The organism is Sphingomonas faeni (genome assembly GCF_040407495.1).
GTDB lineage: Bacteria > Pseudomonadota > Alphaproteobacteria > Sphingomonadales > Sphingomonadaceae > Sphingomonas > Sphingomonas faeni_D.
In genome coordinates this window covers 1-18912 of record NZ_JAPZPP010000003.1, presented here as the reverse complement: position 1 = coordinate 18912, position 18912 = coordinate 1, and the positions used below count along the sequence as shown (strand labels likewise).

Below are 18912 nucleotides of genomic sequence, written 5' to 3'. Positions count from 1 at the left end.
GGACTTGCGCGCGGACGGAGATACGGCGACGGTCGCGCGCATGAGATATCTGCTCGCCGTGCTGCTCCTGTCGTCGCCTGCATCCGGCCAGTCGGTCGCGACGAGTCGAACGGTTTCGGTCGGCAGCTTCGACCGGGTCCGGGTCGAGGGACCCTTCGAGGTGCGCGTCACGATCGGCTCGCCGCGCGCGACGATCACCGGCGATCCCAGCATCGCCGAAAGCGTGGCGGTCCGCGTGGACGGGACGACGCTATCGGTGCGCAAGGGTACCGGCGGCTGGGGCGAGCAACCGCGCGGCGGTGGTAGCAGCAGCGGCAGGGGCGGGGCCGGGCCGATCCTCGTGACGCTCTCGACACCCGGGTTGACCTCGGCAAGCGTCGCGGCGGGCGGGCGGCTGACGATCGCGAAGATGCGCGGGATGCGCGTCGACGTCACGGTCACCGGCAACGCCAGCCTGGCGCTGATCGCGGCCGATACCGACCAGCTGAACGCGACGCTGATCGGCACCGGCCAGATGACGCTCGCCGGCCGTGCCGCGCGGGCGCGACTCGTGACAAGCGGGCCGGGGGCGATCGATGCGTCGGGTCTGGTGGTCGACGACCTGACGGTGCACCTCGACGGGGTAGGGGAGACGAAGGCCGCAGCGCGCTATACCGCGCAGGTGACGAACAGCGGGCTGGGAAGCGTGACGGTAACCGGCAATGCGAAATGCCGAGTGGATGCCGCGGCCGGCGGGCCGGTGGTTTGTGGAACAAGAGGGGCTGGCGTTTCTGCGCCCTGAAAGTCTGCTCTCCGGAAACGCATGCGGTTTCCGGTAGATGCCGCTGCTCCCCCTAAACCCATCACCCCAACGAAAGCTGGGGTATCTCAAGTGGCACGCGACACACGTCGAACGGGGGAGACGAAGCTTTCGCCGGAATGACGGGGAAGGCGGCAGATACGCCTCAGATCAGCGCAAGCTCGGCTAGCTTCGTCATCAACGCCGGCGGCATCACGTCCAGCCCGGTCGCGTCGCCACCCAGATCGAGCGGGGCATCGGCGCCTTCCAGATAGCGCCATCCCTGATGCGCGCGCTTGGGTCGCGCCTGGACCAGCACCAGCTTCGGATCGATGTGGATCGCGACGCGCCCCTCTTCGGCCTCACCGAAACCAAGAATCGGCGAGCGGGCGATCAGCTGGTGCTTGAGGATCCAGAACATCGACCCCTGACCCGCGACCTCTTCATGCCGCTTGGGCAGATAGCGCGTGGTGAGGAACACCGGCCCCTCCTCGCCGCGCAGGCGGAGCCGCTCGGCAAGATGGTCGACGCTTTCCGCGCCGAACGCGACTTTGGTGAGGTGGAGCGGCATGGCGTTGGAAATGGGGCCTAAAGACCGACGATCAACCGTGCAGACCCCAAAGACTGGCGAGCCCGAGGAACGAGAAGAACCCCATCGTGTCAGTCATCGTGGTCACGAACACCGCGGACGACACCGCCGGATCGATCCGGAACTTGTCGAGCGTCACCGGCACCAGCACGCCGCTGAGCCCCGCGGTGATGTTATTCACCAGCATTGCCGCGGCGATGACCAACGACAGGTCGGTGTTTCGGAAAATGACATACGTCCCGAGTCCGATCAGCGTGCCCAGCATCACGCCATTCGCCGCGGCGATGCGGAACTCACGCCCGATCATCCGCGCGGTATTCGAACTCGTCAGCTGGTTGGTCGCGAGCGCACGCACCACCACCGCCAGCGTCTGAGTCCCCGCATTGCCGCCCATCCCCGAGACGATCGGCATCAATACCGCAAGCAGCGCGAAGCTCGCGATCGTCCCCTGGAACAGGCCGACCACCGACGACGCGACCATTGCGGTGCCGAGATTGACCACCAGCCACGTGAACCGCGTCCGCACGGTCAGCCGGATCGGCTCGTTGATGTCGCCGTCGCCGGCGCCGGCCAGACGCAGCGTATCCTCGCCTGCTTCTTCCGAGATGATGTGGACGATGTCGTCGACCGTGATCATCCCGACCAGCCGACCGCCATGATCGACCACCGCCGCCGAGATCAACGCGTATTTCTGGAAGCGCAGCGCGACTTCTTCCTGGTCCATGTCGACCGGGATCAGCGTCTGCTCGCGCTTCATCACGTCGGCGATCGCGATCCCGCGCGGGGTGCGCAGCATCCACGACAGCTGGCATGTGCCGATCGGCTTGTGCGCGGGATCGACGACGAAGATTTCCCAGAAATCGGTCGTCAGTTCCTCATGACCGCGCAGGTAATCGATCGCGTCGCCGACGGTCCAATGCTCGGGCACCGCGATCAGCTCGCGCTGCATCAGGCGACCGGCGGACTCCTCGGCGTAACTCAGCGCCTCCTCGATCGCCGCGCGATCGTCCGGATCCAGCGCACGCAGCACCGCGCGCTGTTCGTCCTCGTCCATGTCCTCGATGATCGCGACGGCATCGTCGGTATCGAGTTCGGAGGCGAGATCGGCGACCTGGTGCGGCTCGAGCGCGTCGATCAAATCCTCGCGGACGTAATCGTTCATCTCGGCGAACACGTCGCCGCCGAGCAGGTCGGTGACCGCACGTGCGAGGGCCGCGCGATCCTCCTGCGGGGTCAGCTCGAACAGATCGGCGATGTCGGCCGGGTGCAGCGGCTCGACCAGCGCGCGCGCGGCCTCGTCGTTGCCGTCCTCGACCGCATCGAGCACGGCGCGGACGAATTCTGGCCGCAGATGGTCGTCGCGATCGAGCTGGTTTTCGGGCTGGGTGTCGGTTTCGACCTCGGGAAGCTCGAGTTCGCTCATGGCTGCCTCCCTTAAAAGATGCGCGTCTGGGCCCTAACGCGGTGCGCGGGCATTTGCCAGTCAGCGCGCGGCTCCCTATCTGCCGCGCATCAATTCAGGAGAAGAGACAAATGGCTGACACCCCAGAAACGCTGACGCTGACCCTCGAAGGCGGCGACGTCACGATCAAGTTCCGCCCCGATCTGGCGCCCAAGCATGTCGAGCGGATCGCCGAGCTGGCGAACGAAGGCTTTTACGACGGCGTCCCCTTCCACCGCGTGATCCCGGGCTTCATGGCGCAGGGCGGTGACGGTGGTAACGGCGACGGCACCGGCGGCTCGACCAAGCCCAACCTCAAGGCGGAATTCTCGGCCGAGCCGCACGTCCGCGGCGTCTGCTCGATGGCACGCACCAACCAGCCCGACACGGCGAACTCGCAGTTCTTCATCGTGTTCGACGACGCACGCTTCCTCGACAAGCAGTACACCGTCTGGGGCGAAGTCACCGACGGCATGGACCTGATCGACGCGCTGCCGAAGGGCGAGCCGCCGCGCACGCCGGGCACGATCGTCAAGGCACGCGCTGCCTGAGCTGAATTCCCCTTCCGCTTGCGGGAGGGGCTAGGGGAGGGCGCGACGTACGTACTGGCGTCCGGTCAGTGCGCCACGCCCTCCCCCGACCCCTCCCGCAAGCGGGAGGGGAGTAGCGGGTCAAACCTCCGCCACCGTCCGTATCAGCCAGTCGTGAAACAGCTTTACCGGCTTGGTCTGCAGCGCCCGTGGGCGGCACACGAACCAGTAGCTGTACGGGCTCTCCACCTCGATATCGAACAGCCGGACCAGGCGAGGATCGTTCGCGTCCTCGAAGTGGCTCGCGTGCATGAACGCGACGCCCAGACCCTGTGCGGCGGCCTCCAGCATCAGCGCTCCCGAATCGAAATGATCGATCGCCAGCGGCTCGATGTCGTCTAGCCCCGCCGACGTCCGCCAGGCCGTGAAGGTGTCCGTCATGTCGCGGTGCACCAGCGCCGTCAGCGTCGAGAGTTGTTCGGGCCGCGTGACCGGGTCGGCGCGCTCGAGCAGGCTCCGCGCGCCGATCACATAGACCGAATTGCGGTCGAGCCGCCGGGCGTAAAAGGCCGGATCGATCTCGCGCGACAGGGCGATCACCGCATCGAGCCCGTCGCCGAGCCGCGAGACCAGATGCGCCGCGGTATCGATGTCGAGATGCAATTCGGGATGCGTCGCACGCAACTCGCCCAACCGGGGAAACAGTTTTTGCGACGCATAGAGCGGCAGTATCCCGAGACGCAGCCGCAGCACCTCGCTCGTGCTGGTCAGCGATTCGACCGCGTCCGACAGCGAATCGAGTACCGGCGCAATCTGCGCCAGCAGCCGCTCGCCATCCGCGTTCAGCACCATCGCCTGATGCCGCCGCGCGAACAACGGTTTGGCGATGAAGCGTTCCAGGCTCTGCACGCGCCGGCTGAGCGCAGGCGCGGACAGCGCCAGATCCTCGGCGGCGGCCTTGATCGACCCCAGCCGCGCGACCTGCACGAACGCCTCGATAGCCCCCAGTGGCGGCAGCCTGCGCATGATCCCTCTTTCGACTCGACGAGTGTGACACTGACCGCTGAACGCATTCATGCATGCGATTGCAGTTAGCGCAATCGTAGCTGATCCCTTCGCACTTGCAACACGAACCGTCTCGACGCAAAAAGACCTCGCCTTTCAGGCATCCTCTCCTAAAAACTTTCATGGGCTGGCCTTCATTGGCCGGCCCTTTTTTTGTGTTTTCAACCCCTGACAAGGCTGGAACCGGCCCCCTATCTCGGACGCTACGAGATCGAATGGAGTCGACATGGCCGATAGCGAAACCCCCACGCGGAAAATTCAGGTCGCCAACGCGCGTCCCGAAGACAGCGGCCGCGGCCTGGCGCATGTGCCGCGCGCTCTGATGGCGACGCTCGGCATCGGCGAGGGCGACGTGATCGAGATCCTCGGCAAGCAGAACACGCCCGCGCGTGCGGTCGGGCCGTATCCTGAAGACGAAGGCCTCGACATTCTCCGGCTCGACGGGCTCCAGCGTGCCAATGCCGGCGTCGGCTCGGGCGATTACGTCGAAGTGCGCAAGGCCGAGTCGAAACCGGCGACACGTGTCGTCTTCGCGCCGGCACAGCAGAACCTCCGTCTCCAGGGTTCGACCAACGCGCTCAAGCGTACCTTCCTCGGCCGGCCGATCTGCCAAGGCGATATCGTCGCGACCGCGGGGCATCAGCGCGTCGGCAACATGCCGCCCAACGTCCAGCAGTTCATGAACGCGCCGGCGTACGCGCTCCAGGAGATCCGCCTCGCGGTGATCGCCGCCAGCCCAAAGGGCGTGGTGCACATCGACGAGAATACCGAGATCGAACTGCGCTCCGAATATGAGGAGCCGCAGGCCGCACGGCGTGCCGACGTCACCTATGACGATATCGGCGGCATGGCGCAGACGATCGACCAGTTGCGCGAGATGGTCGAACTGCCGCTCCGCTACCCCGAACTGTTCCAGCGGCTTGGCGTCGATCCGCCCAAGGGCGTGTTGCTGCATGGCCCTCCCGGTACCGGCAAGACGCGGCTCGCGCGTGCTGTCGCCAATGAATCCGACGCGCAGTTCTTCCTGATCAACGGCCCCGAGATCATGGGCTCGGCATACGGCGAGTCGGAGTCGCGTCTCCGCGAAGTGTTCGAGGAAGCGGCGAAGGCGGCACCCTCGATCGTGTTCATCGACGAGATCGATTCGATCGCGCCGAAACGTGGCCAAGTTTCGGGCGAGGCGGAGAAGCGTCTTGTCGCGCAGTTGCTGACGCTGATGGACGGTCTTGAATCACGCGCGAACCTCGTCGTGATCGCGGCGACCAACCGCCCGGAGGCAATCGACGAAGCGCTGCGTCGTCCGGGCCGGTTCGATCGCGAGATCGTCGTCGGCGTGCCGGACGAGCGTGGCCGCCGAGAGATCCTCGGTATCCACACGCGCGGTATGCCGCTGGGCGATCGTGTCGATCTGGATGAGTTGTCGCGCACCACCTATGGCTTCGTCGGCGCCGATCTCGCCGCACTGACTCGCGAGGCGGCAATCGAGGCGGTGCGGCGGATCATGCCCAAGCTTAATCTCGAGGAACGGACGATCCCGCCCGAGGTGCTCGACGAACTGTCGGTCACGCGCGAGGATTTTCTGGGGGCGCTGAAACGCGTCCAGCCCTCGGCGATGCGCGAAGTTATGGTGCAGGCGCCGACCGTGCGCTGGGCGGACGTGGGCGGTCTCGACGATGCGCAGATGCGGCTGAAGGAGGGCGTCGAGCTCCCGCTCAAGAACCCCGACGCGTTCCGCCGTCTCGGCATCCGCCCGGCCAAGGGCTTCCTGCTCTACGGCCCGCCCGGCACCGGCAAGACGCTGCTCGCTAAGGCAGTCGCGCGCGAGGCGGAGGCGAACTTCATCGCCACCAAATCGTCCGACCTGCTGAGCAAATGGTATGGCGAAAGCGAACAGCAGATCGCCCGCCTGTTCCAGCGCGCACGTCAGGTCGCACCGTGCGTGATCTTCATCGACGAACTCGATTCGCTGGTGCCTGCGCGTGGCTCAGGTGCGGGCGAGCCGCAGGTGACCGAGCGCGTCGTCAACACGATCCTCGCCGAGATGGACGGACTGGAAGAGCTACAGTCGGTCGTCGTGATCGGCGCGACCAACCGCCCCAACCTGATCGATCCGGCGTTGCTGCGGCCGGGCCGGTTCGACGAACTCGTCTATGTCGGCGTGCCGGACAAGGCCGGCCGTCGCCGGATCCTCGGCATCCAGACGCAGAAAATGCCGCTGGCATCGGATGTCGATCTCGATCGCCTGGCCGACCGTACCGACCGGTTTTCGGGTGCGGACCTCGAGGACGTCGTCCGCCGTGCGGGCCTGGTCGCGCTACGCCGCTCAATCGACTCGACCGACGTGACGATGGCCGACTTCGACGGTGCGTTGAAGGAGTCGCGCGCCAGCGTGACGCCGGAGACCGAACGCGAATACGAACAGATGGCCGCCCGTCTCAAGCAGGACGCGACTGCGATCCAGCCAATCGGTTTTGCCTTTCCCGCGAAGAGTGCGGAATGACTAGCGCCCCCCTCCCGGCGGAGGGGGGCTACCCATCGGCGATCCGTGTCTGCGCCGCTATAAGTTGACATTACGTCATCCCGCTCCGATGTAACTTTCATGTACGCTCCTGCGACACATAAGCGTTTCCGCGACCATTCCGGGCAACTCGCCGCACGTGGTTAGCCCGAGCTCGCGGCTATAGGCCGTTCGAGTTCGGGCTTTATTCGATCTGACCTTTGGGCGTTGTTCTGCACGCCCATGATCTCGAGTAAAACGGAAACCACATAATGTCAGACTCCGCCTCGAAATCCGGCGATCATCCGTCGGTGCGTCAGGATATAGACGATCACGCTTATTCGCCTCGGCCCTTCTTGCGGATGCGGCCAAGGCATTTCTTTTCCAACAAGTTCGACATGGATATCGTCGAAGACTATTCGGAAGCGGATGCGGACGATCATTCCGTGCAGCGGCCGAAATGGCTGAACCGACTTATCCAGATGAACTTGTTGTTGATGATCCTGCTGATCGGCGTGCCGGTGCTTTTGTACTGCATCATGGTTTCCGCAAAATAGCGGCCGATTGCGAGGCGGTAGACCGGAACACGAGCGCTGCCTGAGCGAGTGGAGGGCGCACGCGTAACGATAATGCGTGCGCCCGAGATGCGTTTCGGGCCGATCCGTTCTAACTGTCTCTGGCATCTTTCAGCGACGCCCAGGCATAGCCGATCATTACGACGCAGGCCGCGCCCGCGACCAGATAGGGTAGCGAGTGTTGCGCTTCGTACAGGCCGACGCCGATCGACGGCCCCAGCACGAAGCTGGCGCCGTTGATCGACGTCACCTTGCCCGCAACCGAGCCTTGCGCATTGGCGCCGACCGCAAGCGATGAGCCCGCGGTAAAGCCTGGCCGCGTGAAGCCGAAGCCTAGGCTCGCCAGCGCATAGGCGGTGGCGATCGTGTACAGCGATGTCGCGATACCGGTCAGCGCGGTTCCTGCCGCCGCCAGCACGAGCCCGGTCAGCACGAGTTGACGCGGGGTCATGTTAAGGCGCGGGATGATGCCCCATTGCGCGAGCAGCGCGGCGCCCGCCCCCATCATCAGGACGATGCCGGTCGGCTCGAGCGCGAGGGCAGGGGCGAGGTGGAGTCGATCAATCACGAGGAAGCCGATCGCCTGGCCCGTCATCGCCTGCGCGTGGCCCATCACCAGCCCGGCGATCATCCACGCGCGGATGCGGGGATCGGTGTAGCCGACATGCTCGACATGCGATCCCGTCGCGGCGGCGACCGAGGCGCCGGTCGGGGCACCGCCGATCGAAGGGTAGGCCGAACTCGCGCCGTGTGTGTCATGCGGGGCGACGATCTTGTCGTCGGGGAGCATTCGCCGCACCGTGATCCACACCGCCACGCCGAACACCGCGAACAGGAACGCCGGGCCGGCCAGCCCGATCTCGACTCCGCCGATCGAGCCGAGGATCAGGTACGGCGCGATCGCGGGGCCCAGGATGGTGCCGAGCCCGAACGCCGAGGCGAGCAGAGTCAGCGCCTTGGTCCGTTCGTCGCGCGTCGTCTCGCCGGCGACCAGCGCTTGCACCGCCGGGGGCGCAGCCGCGCCAAACGCCCCGTAGATCAGCCGCCCGCCGATGAAGCACAGGAACGCGGTCGTGCCGCCGATCCAGGCGTTGATCCCGGCGAGCAGGAACACACCGCACAGCGTGAGCGATACGCTGAACCCGCCGACGCCGAGCAGGATCATCGCGCGCCGACCGTGCTTGTCCGACCGGTTCGCCCAGAACGGCGCGGCGATCACCCACAGCAGTGCCGACACCGAGAACGCCGCCGCGACCGCGCTGTCCGCAACCCCGAGTGACCGCCCGAGCGCGGGCAGCACCGATTGCAGCGCGGTATTCCCCGCCGCGATCGTCAGCATGACCAGGAACATCAGGGCGAAACGGCGATCGATTTTGGGGCCTTCCGTTGCGGAGCCGATCATGGTCGCACCCAGTCATAGGCCCGTTCGATCCGCGAGACGTTGACGAAATAGCTGTCGTACCAGAGTGCCCGTCCGTACTCACGAATCGCGGTGTGCTCGGGATGGTCGCGCCACGCGATCGCCGCGGCGTCGTCGGCCCAATAGCTTACGGTGATCCCCATGCCGCCTACCTCGCGCGCACTGTCGATCCCGCGATAGCCCGGCTGCGTTGCGGCGAGTGCATCCATGGCCGCCGCCGCTTCACCATAGCCTGCGGCGTCCGTGTCGTTACGGATCGACACGAAAATAACCGCAATCTGTCCTGTACGATCGTCATTCATGCTCGGTGCTTAAGCGATGCCGTACACTTGGCAAAGCTGCCAGAACCGCTTGGGGCCGCACGACTTCCGCTTCGGTTCGTCGCCCGATGCAACCTGCGGGCCTTGAAACGCGTTCGGAATTCGTGCGACGGGAGGGCCAAAGCCTCGCCAGCGTGCGGGACCCCTGACCGTAAGGAACGCGATGCCCAGTTCGACCACCGCCACCCGGCGTGCACGCAGCCGACCAGCCGGCGTGCCGTCCCCGTGGCAGATGTTCTTTTCAGGGTTCCTGAAACACCCGGTGATGGTCGGGTCGATCGTGCCGTCGTCGGACAAGCTGATCCGCAAGATGCTGGGACCCGTCGACTGGGCGAACTGCAAGCTGTTCGTCGAATACGGCCCTGGCGTCGGCACGTTCTGCCGTCCGATCCTCGACCGGATGGCGCCCGACGCCAAGCTGGTGGTGATCGATACCAATCCCGAATTCATCCAGTATCTCCGCCACACGATCACCGACCCACGCTTCTTCGCGGTGCTGGGGTCGGCTGACGAGGTCGAGACGATCGTCGCGGATCACGGCTTCGAAAAGGCGGACTACGTGTTGTCGGGTCTCCCGTTCTCGACGCTGCCCCCCGGCGTCGGCCCGGCGATCGCGACCGCGACGCATTCGGTTCTGCGGACTGGTGGCGCATTCCTGGTCTATCAGTTCTCGCCCAAGGTTAAGGACTTCCTGACCCCGCATTTCGACGCGATTGATCACGACATGGAGTGGTGGAACGTGCCGCCGGCGCAACTGTATTGGGCGTGGAAGGCCTGACGCAGGCGCGGCCACGCCCGTGCCGCTGGGCAAAGCGATAGCGGCGCACAGCGTCAGGCCCGGCCGGCGGATCGGCTGATAGCCGAACCCGTCCGACGGCGGCTTTGCCGTCGGCGATGGTGTTGCTCCGGGTCAGGTAAATAGAAACCTCGCCCAAATCCCCTCCGTCATCCCGACGGAAGTCAGGACCCAGAGCCAATCAGGATGGCGTTCTCGACCCTGGGTCCTGACTTTCGTCAGATGACGGGAGAGAGTGGATTTCCCTTGGCCCTTGGCCCCCTATTCGTCGATCCCGAAGTTCAGTCCGCGCGACAGGCTCGGGTCGACCACCGCCACCACGAAGTATGCCCCGAGCTGCTTCAACCGCTGCATCCAGCCGGTGTTCGCCTGGTACAAGGCCTTGGTCACCTCGGTCGACTTCGCCACTTCGCCGTCGATATACCCCCGGACATGCGCCGCGAACGCCGCATCCTCGATCCGCAGCATCAGCTCGAGATTGATGAACAGACTGCGCATGTCGAAGTTCGCCGAGCCGATATGGACCGCATCGTCGATCACGTAGAGCTTCGTATGCAGCTTGGTCGGCTGGTATTCGAACAGCCGCACGCCTTTGCGCAACAGCCCCGCATAGGTGAACCGTGCGGCCGCGATCGTCGCGTTGTTGTCCGATTTGCTGGCCGTGACGATCCGTACCTCAGCCTGCCGGCGCCCGGCCTTGTCGAGCCGTCGCAGCAGCGCGGGGCTCGGCGTGAAATACCCGGCGATGATATCGATCCGGCGTCCCGCTCGCATGTCGTCGCGCACCGCTCGTGCCCAGGGCGACAGTTTCCGCGTCGGGCCGCCGATCAGCCACCGCGTCGCGCCCCTGGTCTCGCTCCAGTGCGACAGCGCGGCGTTGAGCCGGCGCAGCTTGCCCTTGGGCTCGTGGATCCAGTCCTTCAGCGCATCGAAATACCCGGCCAGTCGTCCAGCCGCCGGCCCTTCGACGAGCAATCCGAGGTCACGCCAGGCTTGTTCGGCAGCGGTGCCGAAATAGTCGTCCTCGATGTTGAACCCGCCGATGATGATCCGCGCTTCGTCGGCGAGCGCGAGCTTCTGATGGTTGCGGAGCAGGTAGCGGCGGCCGAACCGTGCGGAGAACCGGCATACGGAGATGTTGGCGGCTTCGAGCGGTTCGAAGAAGGCGTGGGGCGCGTCGTCGCTGCCGAATCCGTCGACGATCAGCGCGACCTCGACGCCGCGCTTGGCAGCCGCGATCAGCGCGGCGTTGACGCGCTTCCCGGAGTCATCGTCGGCGTAGATGTAGTAGAGCACGCGCAACGTGCGCTCGGCGCCGTCGATGAGTGCGAGCACGGCGTCCAGACGGCGAGGCCCGGTGTCGAGCAGCGTCATCTGGTTGCCGTCGACGGCGAATGTCGGCTGTTCGGTGGGATCGTCCATGGCGTGCGTGATGGACATGGGGGGCTCGGGTGGCAACCCAGGTACGCTGATCCGCGCATTTCTTGACTTTGCAGGCCACCCCCCGTAGGCGACGCATTCTCATTCTATCGTTGTTACGAAGGAAGCCGCATGGCGCGCGTTACCGTCGAGGATTGTGTCGACAAGATCCCCAACCGGTTCGACCTGGTGTTGTTCGCGGCCCAGCGTGCGCGCCAGATTTCGGGGGGCGCCGAACTGACGCTCGACCGCGACCGCGACAAGAACCCGGTCGTCGCGCTGCGCGAGATCGCCGACGAGAACGTCAAGCCGACGCATCTCAAGGAACAGGTCATCCAGGGCCTGCAGAAGGTTCGCGTCGACGACGACGACGAGGTCGATGCCGTCGGCAGCCTGGCGGCTTCGGCCGAGGCGCTGCGGCTTACCGCTGCTGCGCCGCCGCGGAACCAGAATCTGGGTGCGGATTACGAGGGTTGAGGCAGCGGGATTAGCGAAAGCTAATCCGCGGCTCGGCCGAAACCCCGGCCGGCGGGCATAGCCCGACCGACGACGCCGCTTTGCCGCGGCGCGAAATAGAGAGAGCCCGTGGACCCAAGTCCGCGGGCTTTTTCTATGCCGTCTTCCTGAAGGGGAGAGGGAAGGGGCCCGCGGCGCTTGTCGTGAGAAGGGTGAGGACACGCGATCGGCCAGTCTGCCTGCCCCAGCCGTCATTCACGCGGAGGCGGGAATCCATACCGGCTGGCCTCGCGAAGGATCGCAGACGCCCGAGCATATGGATCCCCGCAGCTGCGGGTTGTTGATCGACGTATTACTTTAGGCGAATCGCCCCCCTTGTTCTCCCGTGAAGGCGGGAGCCCAGTCTGGATCCCCGCCTTGGCGGGGAAACATGCTTGTGCTTCATTCCAGCAGCATCGCTTGCGACTACCCTGAGGTAGAGCGCCACGGCGAAGCCGCGTCGTCAGTCGTTGCTGCGCAACGCTGGCCGGGCTTTCGACTGGTCCGAAAATAGCTGCGCTATTTCGGGTCTCGGCCTTTAAACCCCTGCGCCACCACGAACCACTCGACCGACCCCTTGCGGCTCGCCGGCGGCTTGGCATGCTTCACCGTCTTGAAGTTCCGCTTCATCTCCGCGACCAGCTCCGAATCTGCGCCGCCCGCGAACACCTTCGACACGAAGGTCCCGCCTGGCTCCAACACCTCGCATGCAAAATGCAGTGCGGTTTCCACTAGCGCCATCGTCCGCAACGCATCGGTCTGCGGATGCCCGACCGTATTCGCTGCCATGTCCGACAGCACCAGGTCCGGCGCACCGCCCAAAGCTTCGATCAGCTTGCCCGGCGCCGCATCGTCGAGGAAATCCATCTCGAAGATCGTCACGCCCTCGATCGGATCCACCGGCAGCAGGTCGATGCCCACGACCGTCGCCTTGGGAATCCGCCGCCGGATCACCTGCGCCCAGCCACCCGGCGCGAGGCCGAGATCGACCACGCGCTTCGAGCCGCGGATCAGCTCGAACCGCTCGTCGAGCTCGATCAACTTGTATGCCGCCCGGCTGCGATAGCCATCGGCCTTGGCGCGCTTCACATAGGGATCGTTCAGCTGCCGCTCGAGCCAGCGCGTCGACTGCGCGGTCCGCTTGCGCGCGGTGAGCACGCGGACATGTCCGCCGGACCCGCCCCGGCTCATGCCGCGACTCCCGTGGCTTTGCCGGGCTTGGGCGAACCCATCAGTCCGCGCAGAATACCCTCGCGAATACCGCGGTCGGCGATGCCGAGCCGTTCGGCGGGCCACAAATCCATGATCGTCTCCAGAATGGCACAGCCCGCGACCACCAGGTCGGCGCGCTCGTTGCCGATGCACGGCAGCTTGGCGCGCTCCGTGATCGACATATGGGAAAGGTCGGCGCTGATCCGGCGCATCGCCGACGCAGGCACGATCAGCCCGTCGACTACCGAGCGGTCATAATGGCTGAGTCCGAGATGCACGCTGCCAAGCGTCGTGACGGTGCCGCTGGTGCCGAGCAGCCGCGGCCGCTCGATATGCCGGGGCAGGCGGCTAGCGAACCCTGCGAAACTGTCCGCGACGACCTGCCGCATCCGCGCATAGGCGGCGCGGCGACCGTCCTCACCCTCGCCACCACCAGCATGTTCGGTCAGCGACACCACGCCCCAGGGAGCCGAATGCCAGTCGAGCACGGTCGGGATCGGCGTCGAGGTATCGACCAGCACAAGCTCGGTCGACCCGCCTCCGATATCGAACACGAGCGCAGGGTCATCCCCCGGCTCGATGAGCGCGTGGCAGCCTAGCACCGCCAGCCGCGCCTCTTCCTCCGCGGAAATGATATCGAGGTGGATCCCCGTCTCGGCGAGCGCACGCGCAATGAACGCGGGCCCGTTCGACGCCTGCCGACACGCCTCCGTCGCGACCGACCGCGCCAGCGTCACGTTGCGGCGCTGAAGCTTTTCCGAACATACGCGCAACGCGGCAATGGTCCGCTCGATCGCCGCGTCGCTCAACTTGCCGGTCGACGCCAGGCCCTCGCCAAGCCGGACGATTCGCGAGAACGCATCGATCACCGCGAATCCGCCGGCCTGTGGTCGCGCGATCAGCAATCTGCAATTGTTGGTGCCGAGATCCAGCGCGGCAAACGCCTGCGCATCGGCCCACCGCCCACGAGAGGGCCGGGTCGCCGCCGGACGGGCAGGACTACCCTGCCGGAACGGCATTCGGGCGGAAACATCCCCCATCGCCGTAAAACTCGCTATCTATGTCTGCCGCCGCGGGAAAATACCCGCCCGGTGCTTGGATGCGAATGTAGCGCAGCCGCACGATTACGCAAGCGAAGTGGCGGATCGACATCATCTTGGCGTTGACAGCGCGAAACCGCCCGCCTAGATCGCGCCCTCGCTGATGCCCCGTCGTCTAATGGTAAGACTGCGGTTTCTGATACCGCCTATTGAGGTTCGAATCCTCACGGGGCATCCAGCGGTCGATTCGGTTCGAACGACCTGCGGCGATCCATACCTTCCATTGTCCGTCATATCCGTCGCTGTCAGGCGCGCGTGATCACTCTCGAAACGTAATGCCGCGTGTGATCGTTCGGCCATCGCTTCGACCGTCGGCCCATCGACGCCGGCACTAAGGCGACGGATTCCCTTCAGCGCGCCAGCATTTCCTTGCTCCGTCGCGCGCACCTTCATATGGTAGCGCTATCTACCGTAGTTCATCGCTCGGCAGGCCTCGCAGAAGGTCGCCCGACAGGAAGGATATACTGACTATGCGCCTTCGACCGCCCGCTTTCATCGCGACGTTGCCGCTTCTGTTCGTCGCCGGCCTCGCGCTCGCACAGAGTACGACCAAGGCCGAGCCCCGCAGCCCCGACGGCAAACGCTATCTGGCGCAGCCGCTCGTCACCAAGATCTACGTCGCCGATCCCTCCGCGCACGTCTTCGACGGCAAGATCTACGTGTATCCCAGCCACGACGTCGACGCCGGCATTCCCGACGACGATCTAGGCAACCAATATGCGATGCACGACTACCGGGTGCTGAGCATGGATCGCCCCGGTGGTCCGGTGACGATCCATCCGGTCGCGATCGACGTGAAGCAGATTCCCTGGGCATCCAAGCAGACCTGGGCGCCGGACGCGGCCTATAAGAATGGCACCTATTATCTCTACATGCCTGCGCGGGACAAACAGGGTGTGTTTCGCATCGGCGTCGCGACGTCGAAGTCCCCGACCGGCCCGTTCAAGGCCGAGGCGCAGCCGATCCGGGGCAGTTATTCGATCGATCCCGCGGTGTTCACCGACACGACCGGCGAGAGCTACATGTATTTCGGCGGCATCTGGGGTGGCCAGTTGCAGCGCTGGAGCAAGGGCAGTTTCGATCCGAAGGCTGGCGATACCGATCTGAAGCAGGACGACCGGCCGGCACTATCCCCAAAGGTGGCGCGGATGTCGGCGGACATGAAACAGTTCGCCGGGCCTCCGCGCGACGTGCAGATCGTCGACGAGGCCGGCAAGCCGCTGTTGGGCGGCGATCACGACCGGCGATTCTTCGAAGCCTCGTGGATGTTCAAGCGCGCGGGCAAATATTACTTCACCTATTCGACCGGCGACACGCATTTCCTGGCCTATGCGATCGGCGACAATCCCTATGGGCCGTTCCGCTATACCGGGCATATCCTGTCGCCGGTCCAGGGGTGGACGTCGCACCATTCGATCGTCCAGTTCAAGGATCGCTGGTGGCTGTTTTATCACGACACGCAATTGTCGAATAAGAACCACCTCCGTTCGGCGAAGATGACCGAGCTGACCTTCAATCCGGATGGCACGATTCGGCTGATCGATCCGTTCAAGGCATGATCCAGCGGGGTTCCGGTGCGCCGGAACCCCGTCTGTCAGGTAACGGGCAGGCTTAGTCGATCCGCGTCACGTCCTCGTCGTGGCCGCTGCCCGAACTCAGGAAGGCGAGCCCCATCAGCAGGCCGGCCATCATCACCGATCCGCCGACCCCGCCGATCACTGCCAGCATCGTCACCAGATGCAGCGGCCCTTGCAGGTACGCCATCGTCGCGATCACCGCCGCGACGCAGATCGCTGCGGCGAGCACCATCCATGCCATGATCCCGCGAAACCGCGCCCATGCGAACGCCGCATAGTGCGGATCGTCCAGTCCAGCGGGGAGTCCGTTCGGCAGGCTAGCCGGAGCGTCGGGCAGTCGATCGGTCATCGCTTCCCATTGCCGCGCAAACATGGTTTCCTCAAGCCACGCGCAACAGACGCAGTGGAGGAGAGGCGAAGATGACGATCGCGGCGATCCTGAAGGACCGGAAGGGTGGCATAGAGTCGCTGACCCCCGACACGACCGTGGCAGAGGCGGTGGCATTGCTTGCGGAGAAGCGGATCGGCGCGGCGCCGGTGCTTGATGACGGCCGCGTGGTCGGTATCTTCTCCGAACGCGACGTCATCCACTGCCTGCAAGCCGTTGGTGCAGCGGCCTTGGACCGACGGATCGGCGACGTGATGACCACGGCGGTGAAGTCGGTCGGCCCGAACGAGTCGGCGATCGGTGCGCTCTCGCTGATGACTCAGCGCCGGATCCGGCATCTTCCCGTGATCGACGGCGACACGCTGGTCGGGTTCGTCTCGATCGGCGATCTCGTCAAATACCGCATAGACCGGATCGAAGCCGATGCCGCGGCCATGCGCGAATACATCCAGTCTGCCTGACCAGGGCTCGTCCGAGTATCCTTCCCGTCAGAGGGAGGTGGACCGCGAAGCGGGACGGAGGGGGAGGACACGGCACCGATGTTTGATCCCACCCCCGCGGCTTAACCCTTACGGGATCCGCTCAACTCGCAACCGGCTGTTTCCGGACGATCGCAACCAGTTCCCGGATCCTGGACCGCGCGAAGACCAGCATCCAGCTCGCATAGACCGCGGCACCGACCGACACGAGCACGGCCAGCCGCCAATGCGCATCGAGCGGGGGCAGGTTGCGATCGACCAGCGCGACGATCACCGCCATCGCGATCGCCGCAATCGCCGGCGTTGCGACCGCGCGCACGACGTCACGCGCGCGCACGCCGATGACCGGCAGGGTCCGCCACGCACTGATCACCAGGTACACCGGATATGCCGCGATCCAGGCGATGCCCATGCCGGTCGGGCCCCATTGCACCCCGACCAGAAACGCGGTGGTCAGGATCATCGCGCCGGTCGCGCCGTTGCGTACGCCGATCCCCGGCCGGCCGCGTGCATCGGAGGCTGGCGTGAACAGCACCTGCAACGTCATGAACGGCATCGCCAGCGCGAGCAGGTGCACCACCGGGGCGGTCTCGCGCCATTTCTCGCCGAGCACGGTCAGCACCAGTGGCTCGGCGGTCGCGGCGAGCCCCATGTAGAACGGCATCGCGACGATCATCACCATCGCCGCGCCTTTCACGAACGCCCGCCCGATCGCATCGGGATCGCCTTGCATCCGCGCATAGGCCGAGAAGGCGACCTCGTTCAGCGGCGGCACGAACTTCGACACGAAGATCTGGGTGAGGAACAGGCTGGTCGTATAGATGCCGAGCATGTGCGGGGAAAAGCTGCGCCCGGCGATGAACACGTCCGCCTGGCTCTGCAGGAACCAGAACAGCTGTCCGGCCGCCATGACCCCGCCGTAACGCGCGATCGTCCCCGCGCCGCGAAAGTCGAAGCTCGGCCAGACCAGCGACCGGGCGCTCCACGTCATCATCGCGCCACGCACGCTGAACAGCACGATCGGCGCCAACACCAATGTCCATACGCCCAGCCCGTACAGGGCACCGCCAAGCGCTGCGCTGGCGGAGGCGATCGACGCGGTGATGTTCGCCTTGGCCTGGTGACGGAAATCCATCGCCCGCGACAGCAGCGCATACGGGAGCGCGATGAACGGCGTCGTCAGATAGAGCAGCGCCTGAACGCGGAGCATGTCGCCGACGATCGGCTGGCGGTAATAGGCGGAGGCGAGCGGCGCGAGCGAGAGCTGGGCGACGGCGAGCCCGACGTTCAGCACGATCAGCATCCCGAACAGCTGGCGGACTTCGCGCTGGCTGATCTCCTTCTGCTGGATCAGCCCGCTCGCCAGCCCATAGCCATTGAGCATCGCCATGAAGGTGAGGACCACCTGGCACATCGCGAACAGGCCATAATCGGCAGGCGCGAGGATCCGGATAACCAGGAAGGTCGCGCACCATTGCACCATCTGCGCGACGATCTGGCTGCCCGATCGCCATATGAGCGCGCTGCGGACTTGTCCCGCGAGCGAGGTTGGTCCGGAGGGCGCGCCCGGAGCGCCCACGGGCCCAGACGCCGACAGGGTCTCGGGCACGTTCGCCGGCGGGAGGGCAGGGATCGCGGTATCCATCGTATCGGGCATGTAGCGGTATGAGCCTTCACAAGCACTTAAGGCGAGACCCTAAAGACGGACGGTGCGTGTCGTAGGACGCGCAAATATCCTTAGAAGGCCCCCGGCGGGGGAATGCGGTGCAGTTACAAGCGCTTCGAACGGATCCGAAAAGCAGGCGTGGGGCGTCACAAACGCGCCAGCGCGAGAAAATTGCCACAAATATGAAAGATTGTGTTTGACGCGAATCGGAAGCGCTCTTAGAGGGGTGTCACCGCAGCGAACGGCCCCACGGTCTGGACGCTGCGGTCGCAAAAAACCAGATGCTGCAAGCTTTCCGAGAGGGGGGTTATGCGAGTGTCGGTATTTTTGTCGGCTCTTTGACATTGTAGGTTAAGATGAAGGGACATGTGGGCGGCGGCTTGCGGTTTCTGGGGTCCTCAAGGCTCCGGGTAATCGTTTAAAGCTAAGTCGTTCTCATATGTCCTTCACATATTCCATATGTAATGGACACTCTGTCTGGCTTTGGCCGGGTAGGGTGTCTGAATGATATTGTGCAGAGCGGCTCCTTGAGATGAGCTGGTTGATCGTGGAATTCCACTGCGAT

The 18912-nt window shown here is 65.1% G+C and carries 18 protein-coding genes and 1 tRNA gene; 9 read left to right on the top strand and 10 right to left on the bottom strand.

Going from position 1 to position 18912, the window contains the following annotated elements; genetic code table 11:
• Window positions 1–40 precede the first annotated feature (40 nt).
• Complete coding sequence (locus tag O6W96_RS10000; RefSeq protein WP_353469420.1) at window positions 41–781, top strand: GIN domain-containing protein; 741 nt, start codon at window positions 41–43, stop codon at window positions 779–781.
• 163 nt (window positions 782–944) lie between these two features.
• Here O6W96_RS10000 and O6W96_RS09995 read toward each other — a convergent pair whose 3' ends face one another.
• Window positions 945–1349, bottom strand: coding sequence for a DUF1489 family protein (locus tag O6W96_RS09995; RefSeq protein ID WP_056053914.1), 405 nt, complete (start codon window positions 1347–1349; stop codon window positions 945–947).
• A gap of 31 nt (window positions 1350–1380) precedes the next feature.
• A complete protein-coding gene (mgtE, locus tag O6W96_RS09990) occupies window positions 1381–2790 on the bottom strand; it encodes a magnesium transporter (RefSeq protein ID WP_353469419.1) in 1410 nt (469 codons plus the stop codon).
• Window positions 2791–2900: 110 nt separating this feature from the next.
• On the opposite strand from mgtE, the gene O6W96_RS09985 reads away from it, so the two are divergent.
• Entirely contained in the window at window positions 2901–3359 is a 459-nt protein-coding gene (locus tag O6W96_RS09985) for a peptidylprolyl isomerase (protein WP_353469418.1), read from the top strand.
• A 120-nt stretch (window positions 3360–3479) separates the two neighbouring features.
• Here the strand turns inward: O6W96_RS09985 and O6W96_RS09980 are convergent, their stop codons facing one another.
• Entirely contained in the window at window positions 3480–4364 is an 885-nt protein-coding gene (locus tag O6W96_RS09980) for a LysR substrate-binding domain-containing protein (protein ID WP_353469417.1), read from the bottom strand.
• Between the two features lie 265 nt (window positions 4365–4629).
• Here O6W96_RS09980 and O6W96_RS09975 point away from each other — a divergent pair, with 265 nt between their 5' ends.
• On the top strand, window positions 4630–6903 hold the full coding sequence (locus O6W96_RS09975; RefSeq protein ID WP_353469416.1) for a CDC48 family AAA ATPase: 2274 nt from the start codon (window positions 4630–4632) through the stop codon (window positions 6901–6903).
• Between the two features lie 269 nt (window positions 6904–7172).
• Window positions 7173–7457, top strand: coding sequence for a hypothetical protein (locus O6W96_RS09970; RefSeq protein WP_353469415.1), 285 nt, complete (start codon window positions 7173–7175; stop codon window positions 7455–7457).
• Window positions 7458–7566: 109 nt separating this feature from the next.
• Here O6W96_RS09970 and O6W96_RS09965 read toward each other — a convergent pair whose 3' ends face one another.
• Both O6W96_RS09965 and O6W96_RS09960 read right to left on the bottom strand, forming a co-directional pair.
• The gene (locus O6W96_RS09965; protein ID WP_353469414.1) at window positions 7567–8877 is read right to left on the bottom strand and encodes an MFS transporter; all 1311 of its coding nucleotides are present in this window, start codon (window positions 8875–8877) and stop codon (window positions 7567–7569) included.
• Window positions 8874–9197, bottom strand: a complete 324-nt coding sequence (locus O6W96_RS09960; protein ID WP_353469413.1) for an antibiotic biosynthesis monooxygenase — start codon at window positions 9195–9197, stop codon at window positions 8874–8876. Before O6W96_RS09960 ends, O6W96_RS09965 begins: the two co-directional genes overlap by 4 nt.
• A gap of 181 nt (window positions 9198–9378) precedes the next feature.
• On the opposite strand from O6W96_RS09960, the gene O6W96_RS09955 reads away from it, so the two are divergent.
• The gene (locus O6W96_RS09955) at window positions 9379–9993 is read left to right on the top strand and encodes a class I SAM-dependent methyltransferase (RefSeq protein ID WP_353469412.1); all 615 of its coding nucleotides are present in this window, start codon (window positions 9379–9381) and stop codon (window positions 9991–9993) included.
• 279 nt (window positions 9994–10272) lie between these two features.
• Here O6W96_RS09955 and O6W96_RS09950 read toward each other — a convergent pair whose 3' ends face one another.
• A complete protein-coding gene (locus tag O6W96_RS09950; protein ID WP_353469411.1) occupies window positions 10273–11433 on the bottom strand; it encodes a phospholipase D-like domain-containing protein in 1161 nt (386 codons plus the stop codon).
• Window positions 11434–11562: 129 nt separating this feature from the next.
• On the opposite strand from O6W96_RS09950, the gene rpoZ reads away from it, so the two are divergent.
• A complete protein-coding gene (gene rpoZ / locus O6W96_RS09945; RefSeq protein ID WP_133020221.1) occupies window positions 11563–11907 on the top strand; it encodes a DNA-directed RNA polymerase subunit omega in 345 nt (114 codons plus the stop codon).
• A gap of 537 nt (window positions 11908–12444) precedes the next feature.
• Here the strand turns inward: rpoZ and O6W96_RS09940 are convergent.
• Both O6W96_RS09940 and O6W96_RS09935 read right to left on the bottom strand, forming a co-directional pair.
• The gene (locus O6W96_RS09940; RefSeq protein ID WP_093398175.1) at window positions 12445–13116 is read right to left on the bottom strand and encodes an RlmE family RNA methyltransferase; all 672 of its coding nucleotides are present in this window, start codon (window positions 13114–13116) and stop codon (window positions 12445–12447) included.
• A complete protein-coding gene (locus O6W96_RS09935) occupies window positions 13113–14156 on the bottom strand; it encodes a Ppx/GppA phosphatase family protein (protein ID WP_353469410.1) in 1044 nt (347 codons plus the stop codon). Before O6W96_RS09935 ends, O6W96_RS09940 begins: the two co-directional genes overlap by 4 nt.
• A 185-nt stretch (window positions 14157–14341) precedes the next feature.
• On the opposite strand from O6W96_RS09935, the gene O6W96_RS09930 reads away from it, so the two are divergent.
• Both O6W96_RS09930 and O6W96_RS09925 read left to right on the top strand, forming a co-directional pair.
• A tRNA-Gln gene (locus tag O6W96_RS09930) sits at window positions 14342–14415 on the top strand.
• 292 nt (window positions 14416–14707) lie between these two features.
• A complete protein-coding gene (locus O6W96_RS09925; protein WP_353469408.1) occupies window positions 14708–15796 on the top strand; it encodes a glycoside hydrolase family 43 protein in 1089 nt (362 codons plus the stop codon).
• 52 nt (window positions 15797–15848) lie between these two features.
• Here the strand turns inward: O6W96_RS09925 and O6W96_RS09920 are convergent, their stop codons facing one another.
• On the bottom strand, window positions 15849–16163 hold the full coding sequence (locus O6W96_RS09920) for a hypothetical protein (protein WP_353469407.1): 315 nt from the start codon (window positions 16161–16163) through the stop codon (window positions 15849–15851).
• A 71-nt stretch (window positions 16164–16234) separates the two neighbouring features.
• Between O6W96_RS09920 and O6W96_RS09915 the strand changes: the two genes are divergently transcribed.
• Entirely contained in the window at window positions 16235–16663 is a 429-nt protein-coding gene (locus O6W96_RS09915; RefSeq protein ID WP_353469406.1) for a CBS domain-containing protein, read from the top strand.
• 121 nt (window positions 16664–16784) lie between these two features.
• On the opposite strand, the gene O6W96_RS09910 is transcribed toward O6W96_RS09915, so the two are convergent.
• The gene (locus O6W96_RS09910) at window positions 16785–18338 is read right to left on the bottom strand and encodes a lipopolysaccharide biosynthesis protein (protein WP_353469405.1); all 1554 of its coding nucleotides are present in this window, start codon (window positions 18336–18338) and stop codon (window positions 16785–16787) included.
• Between the last annotated feature and the right edge of the window lie 574 nt (window positions 18339–18912).

Coding starts and splice junctions, on each gene's coding strand:
- O6W96_RS10000 (WP_353469420.1), top strand. CDS start 41: ATGAGATATCTGCTCGCCGTGCTGCTCCTGTCGTCGCCTGCATCCGGC.
- O6W96_RS09995 (WP_056053914.1), bottom strand. CDS start 1,349: ATGCCGCTCCACCTCACCAAAGTCGCGTTCGGCGCGGAAAGCGTCGAC.
- mgtE (WP_353469419.1), bottom strand. CDS start 2,790: ATGAGCGAACTCGAGCTTCCCGAGGTCGAAACCGACACCCAGCCCGAA.
- O6W96_RS09985 (WP_353469418.1), top strand. CDS start 2,901: ATGGCTGACACCCCAGAAACGCTGACGCTGACCCTCGAAGGCGGCGAC.
- O6W96_RS09980 (WP_353469417.1), bottom strand. CDS start 4,364: ATGCGCAGGCTGCCGCCACTGGGGGCTATCGAGGCGTTCGTGCAGGTC.
- O6W96_RS09975 (WP_353469416.1), top strand. CDS start 4,630: ATGGCCGATAGCGAAACCCCCACGCGGAAAATTCAGGTCGCCAACGCG.
- O6W96_RS09970 (WP_353469415.1), top strand. CDS start 7,173: ATGTCAGACTCCGCCTCGAAATCCGGCGATCATCCGTCGGTGCGTCAG.
- O6W96_RS09965 (WP_353469414.1), bottom strand. CDS start 8,877: ATGATCGGCTCCGCAACGGAAGGCCCCAAAATCGATCGCCGTTTCGCC.
- O6W96_RS09960 (WP_353469413.1), bottom strand. CDS start 9,197: ATGAATGACGATCGTACAGGACAGATTGCGGTTATTTTCGTGTCGATC.
- O6W96_RS09955 (WP_353469412.1), top strand. CDS start 9,379: ATGCCCAGTTCGACCACCGCCACCCGGCGTGCACGCAGCCGACCAGCC.
- O6W96_RS09950 (WP_353469411.1), bottom strand. CDS start 11,433: ATGGACGATCCCACCGAACAGCCGACATTCGCCGTCGACGGCAACCAG.
- rpoZ (WP_133020221.1), top strand. CDS start 11,563: ATGGCGCGCGTTACCGTCGAGGATTGTGTCGACAAGATCCCCAACCGG.
- O6W96_RS09940 (WP_093398175.1), bottom strand. CDS start 13,116: ATGAGCCGGGGCGGGTCCGGCGGACATGTCCGCGTGCTCACCGCGCGC.
- O6W96_RS09935 (WP_353469410.1), bottom strand. CDS start 14,156: ATGCCGTTCCGGCAGGGTAGTCCTGCCCGTCCGGCGGCGACCCGGCCC.
- O6W96_RS09925 (WP_353469408.1), top strand. CDS start 14,708: ATGCGCCTTCGACCGCCCGCTTTCATCGCGACGTTGCCGCTTCTGTTC.
- O6W96_RS09920 (WP_353469407.1), bottom strand. CDS start 16,163: ATGACCGATCGACTGCCCGACGCTCCGGCTAGCCTGCCGAACGGACTC.
- O6W96_RS09915 (WP_353469406.1), top strand. CDS start 16,235: ATGACGATCGCGGCGATCCTGAAGGACCGGAAGGGTGGCATAGAGTCG.
- O6W96_RS09910 (WP_353469405.1), bottom strand. CDS start 18,338: ATGCCCGATACGATGGATACCGCGATCCCTGCCCTCCCGCCGGCGAAC.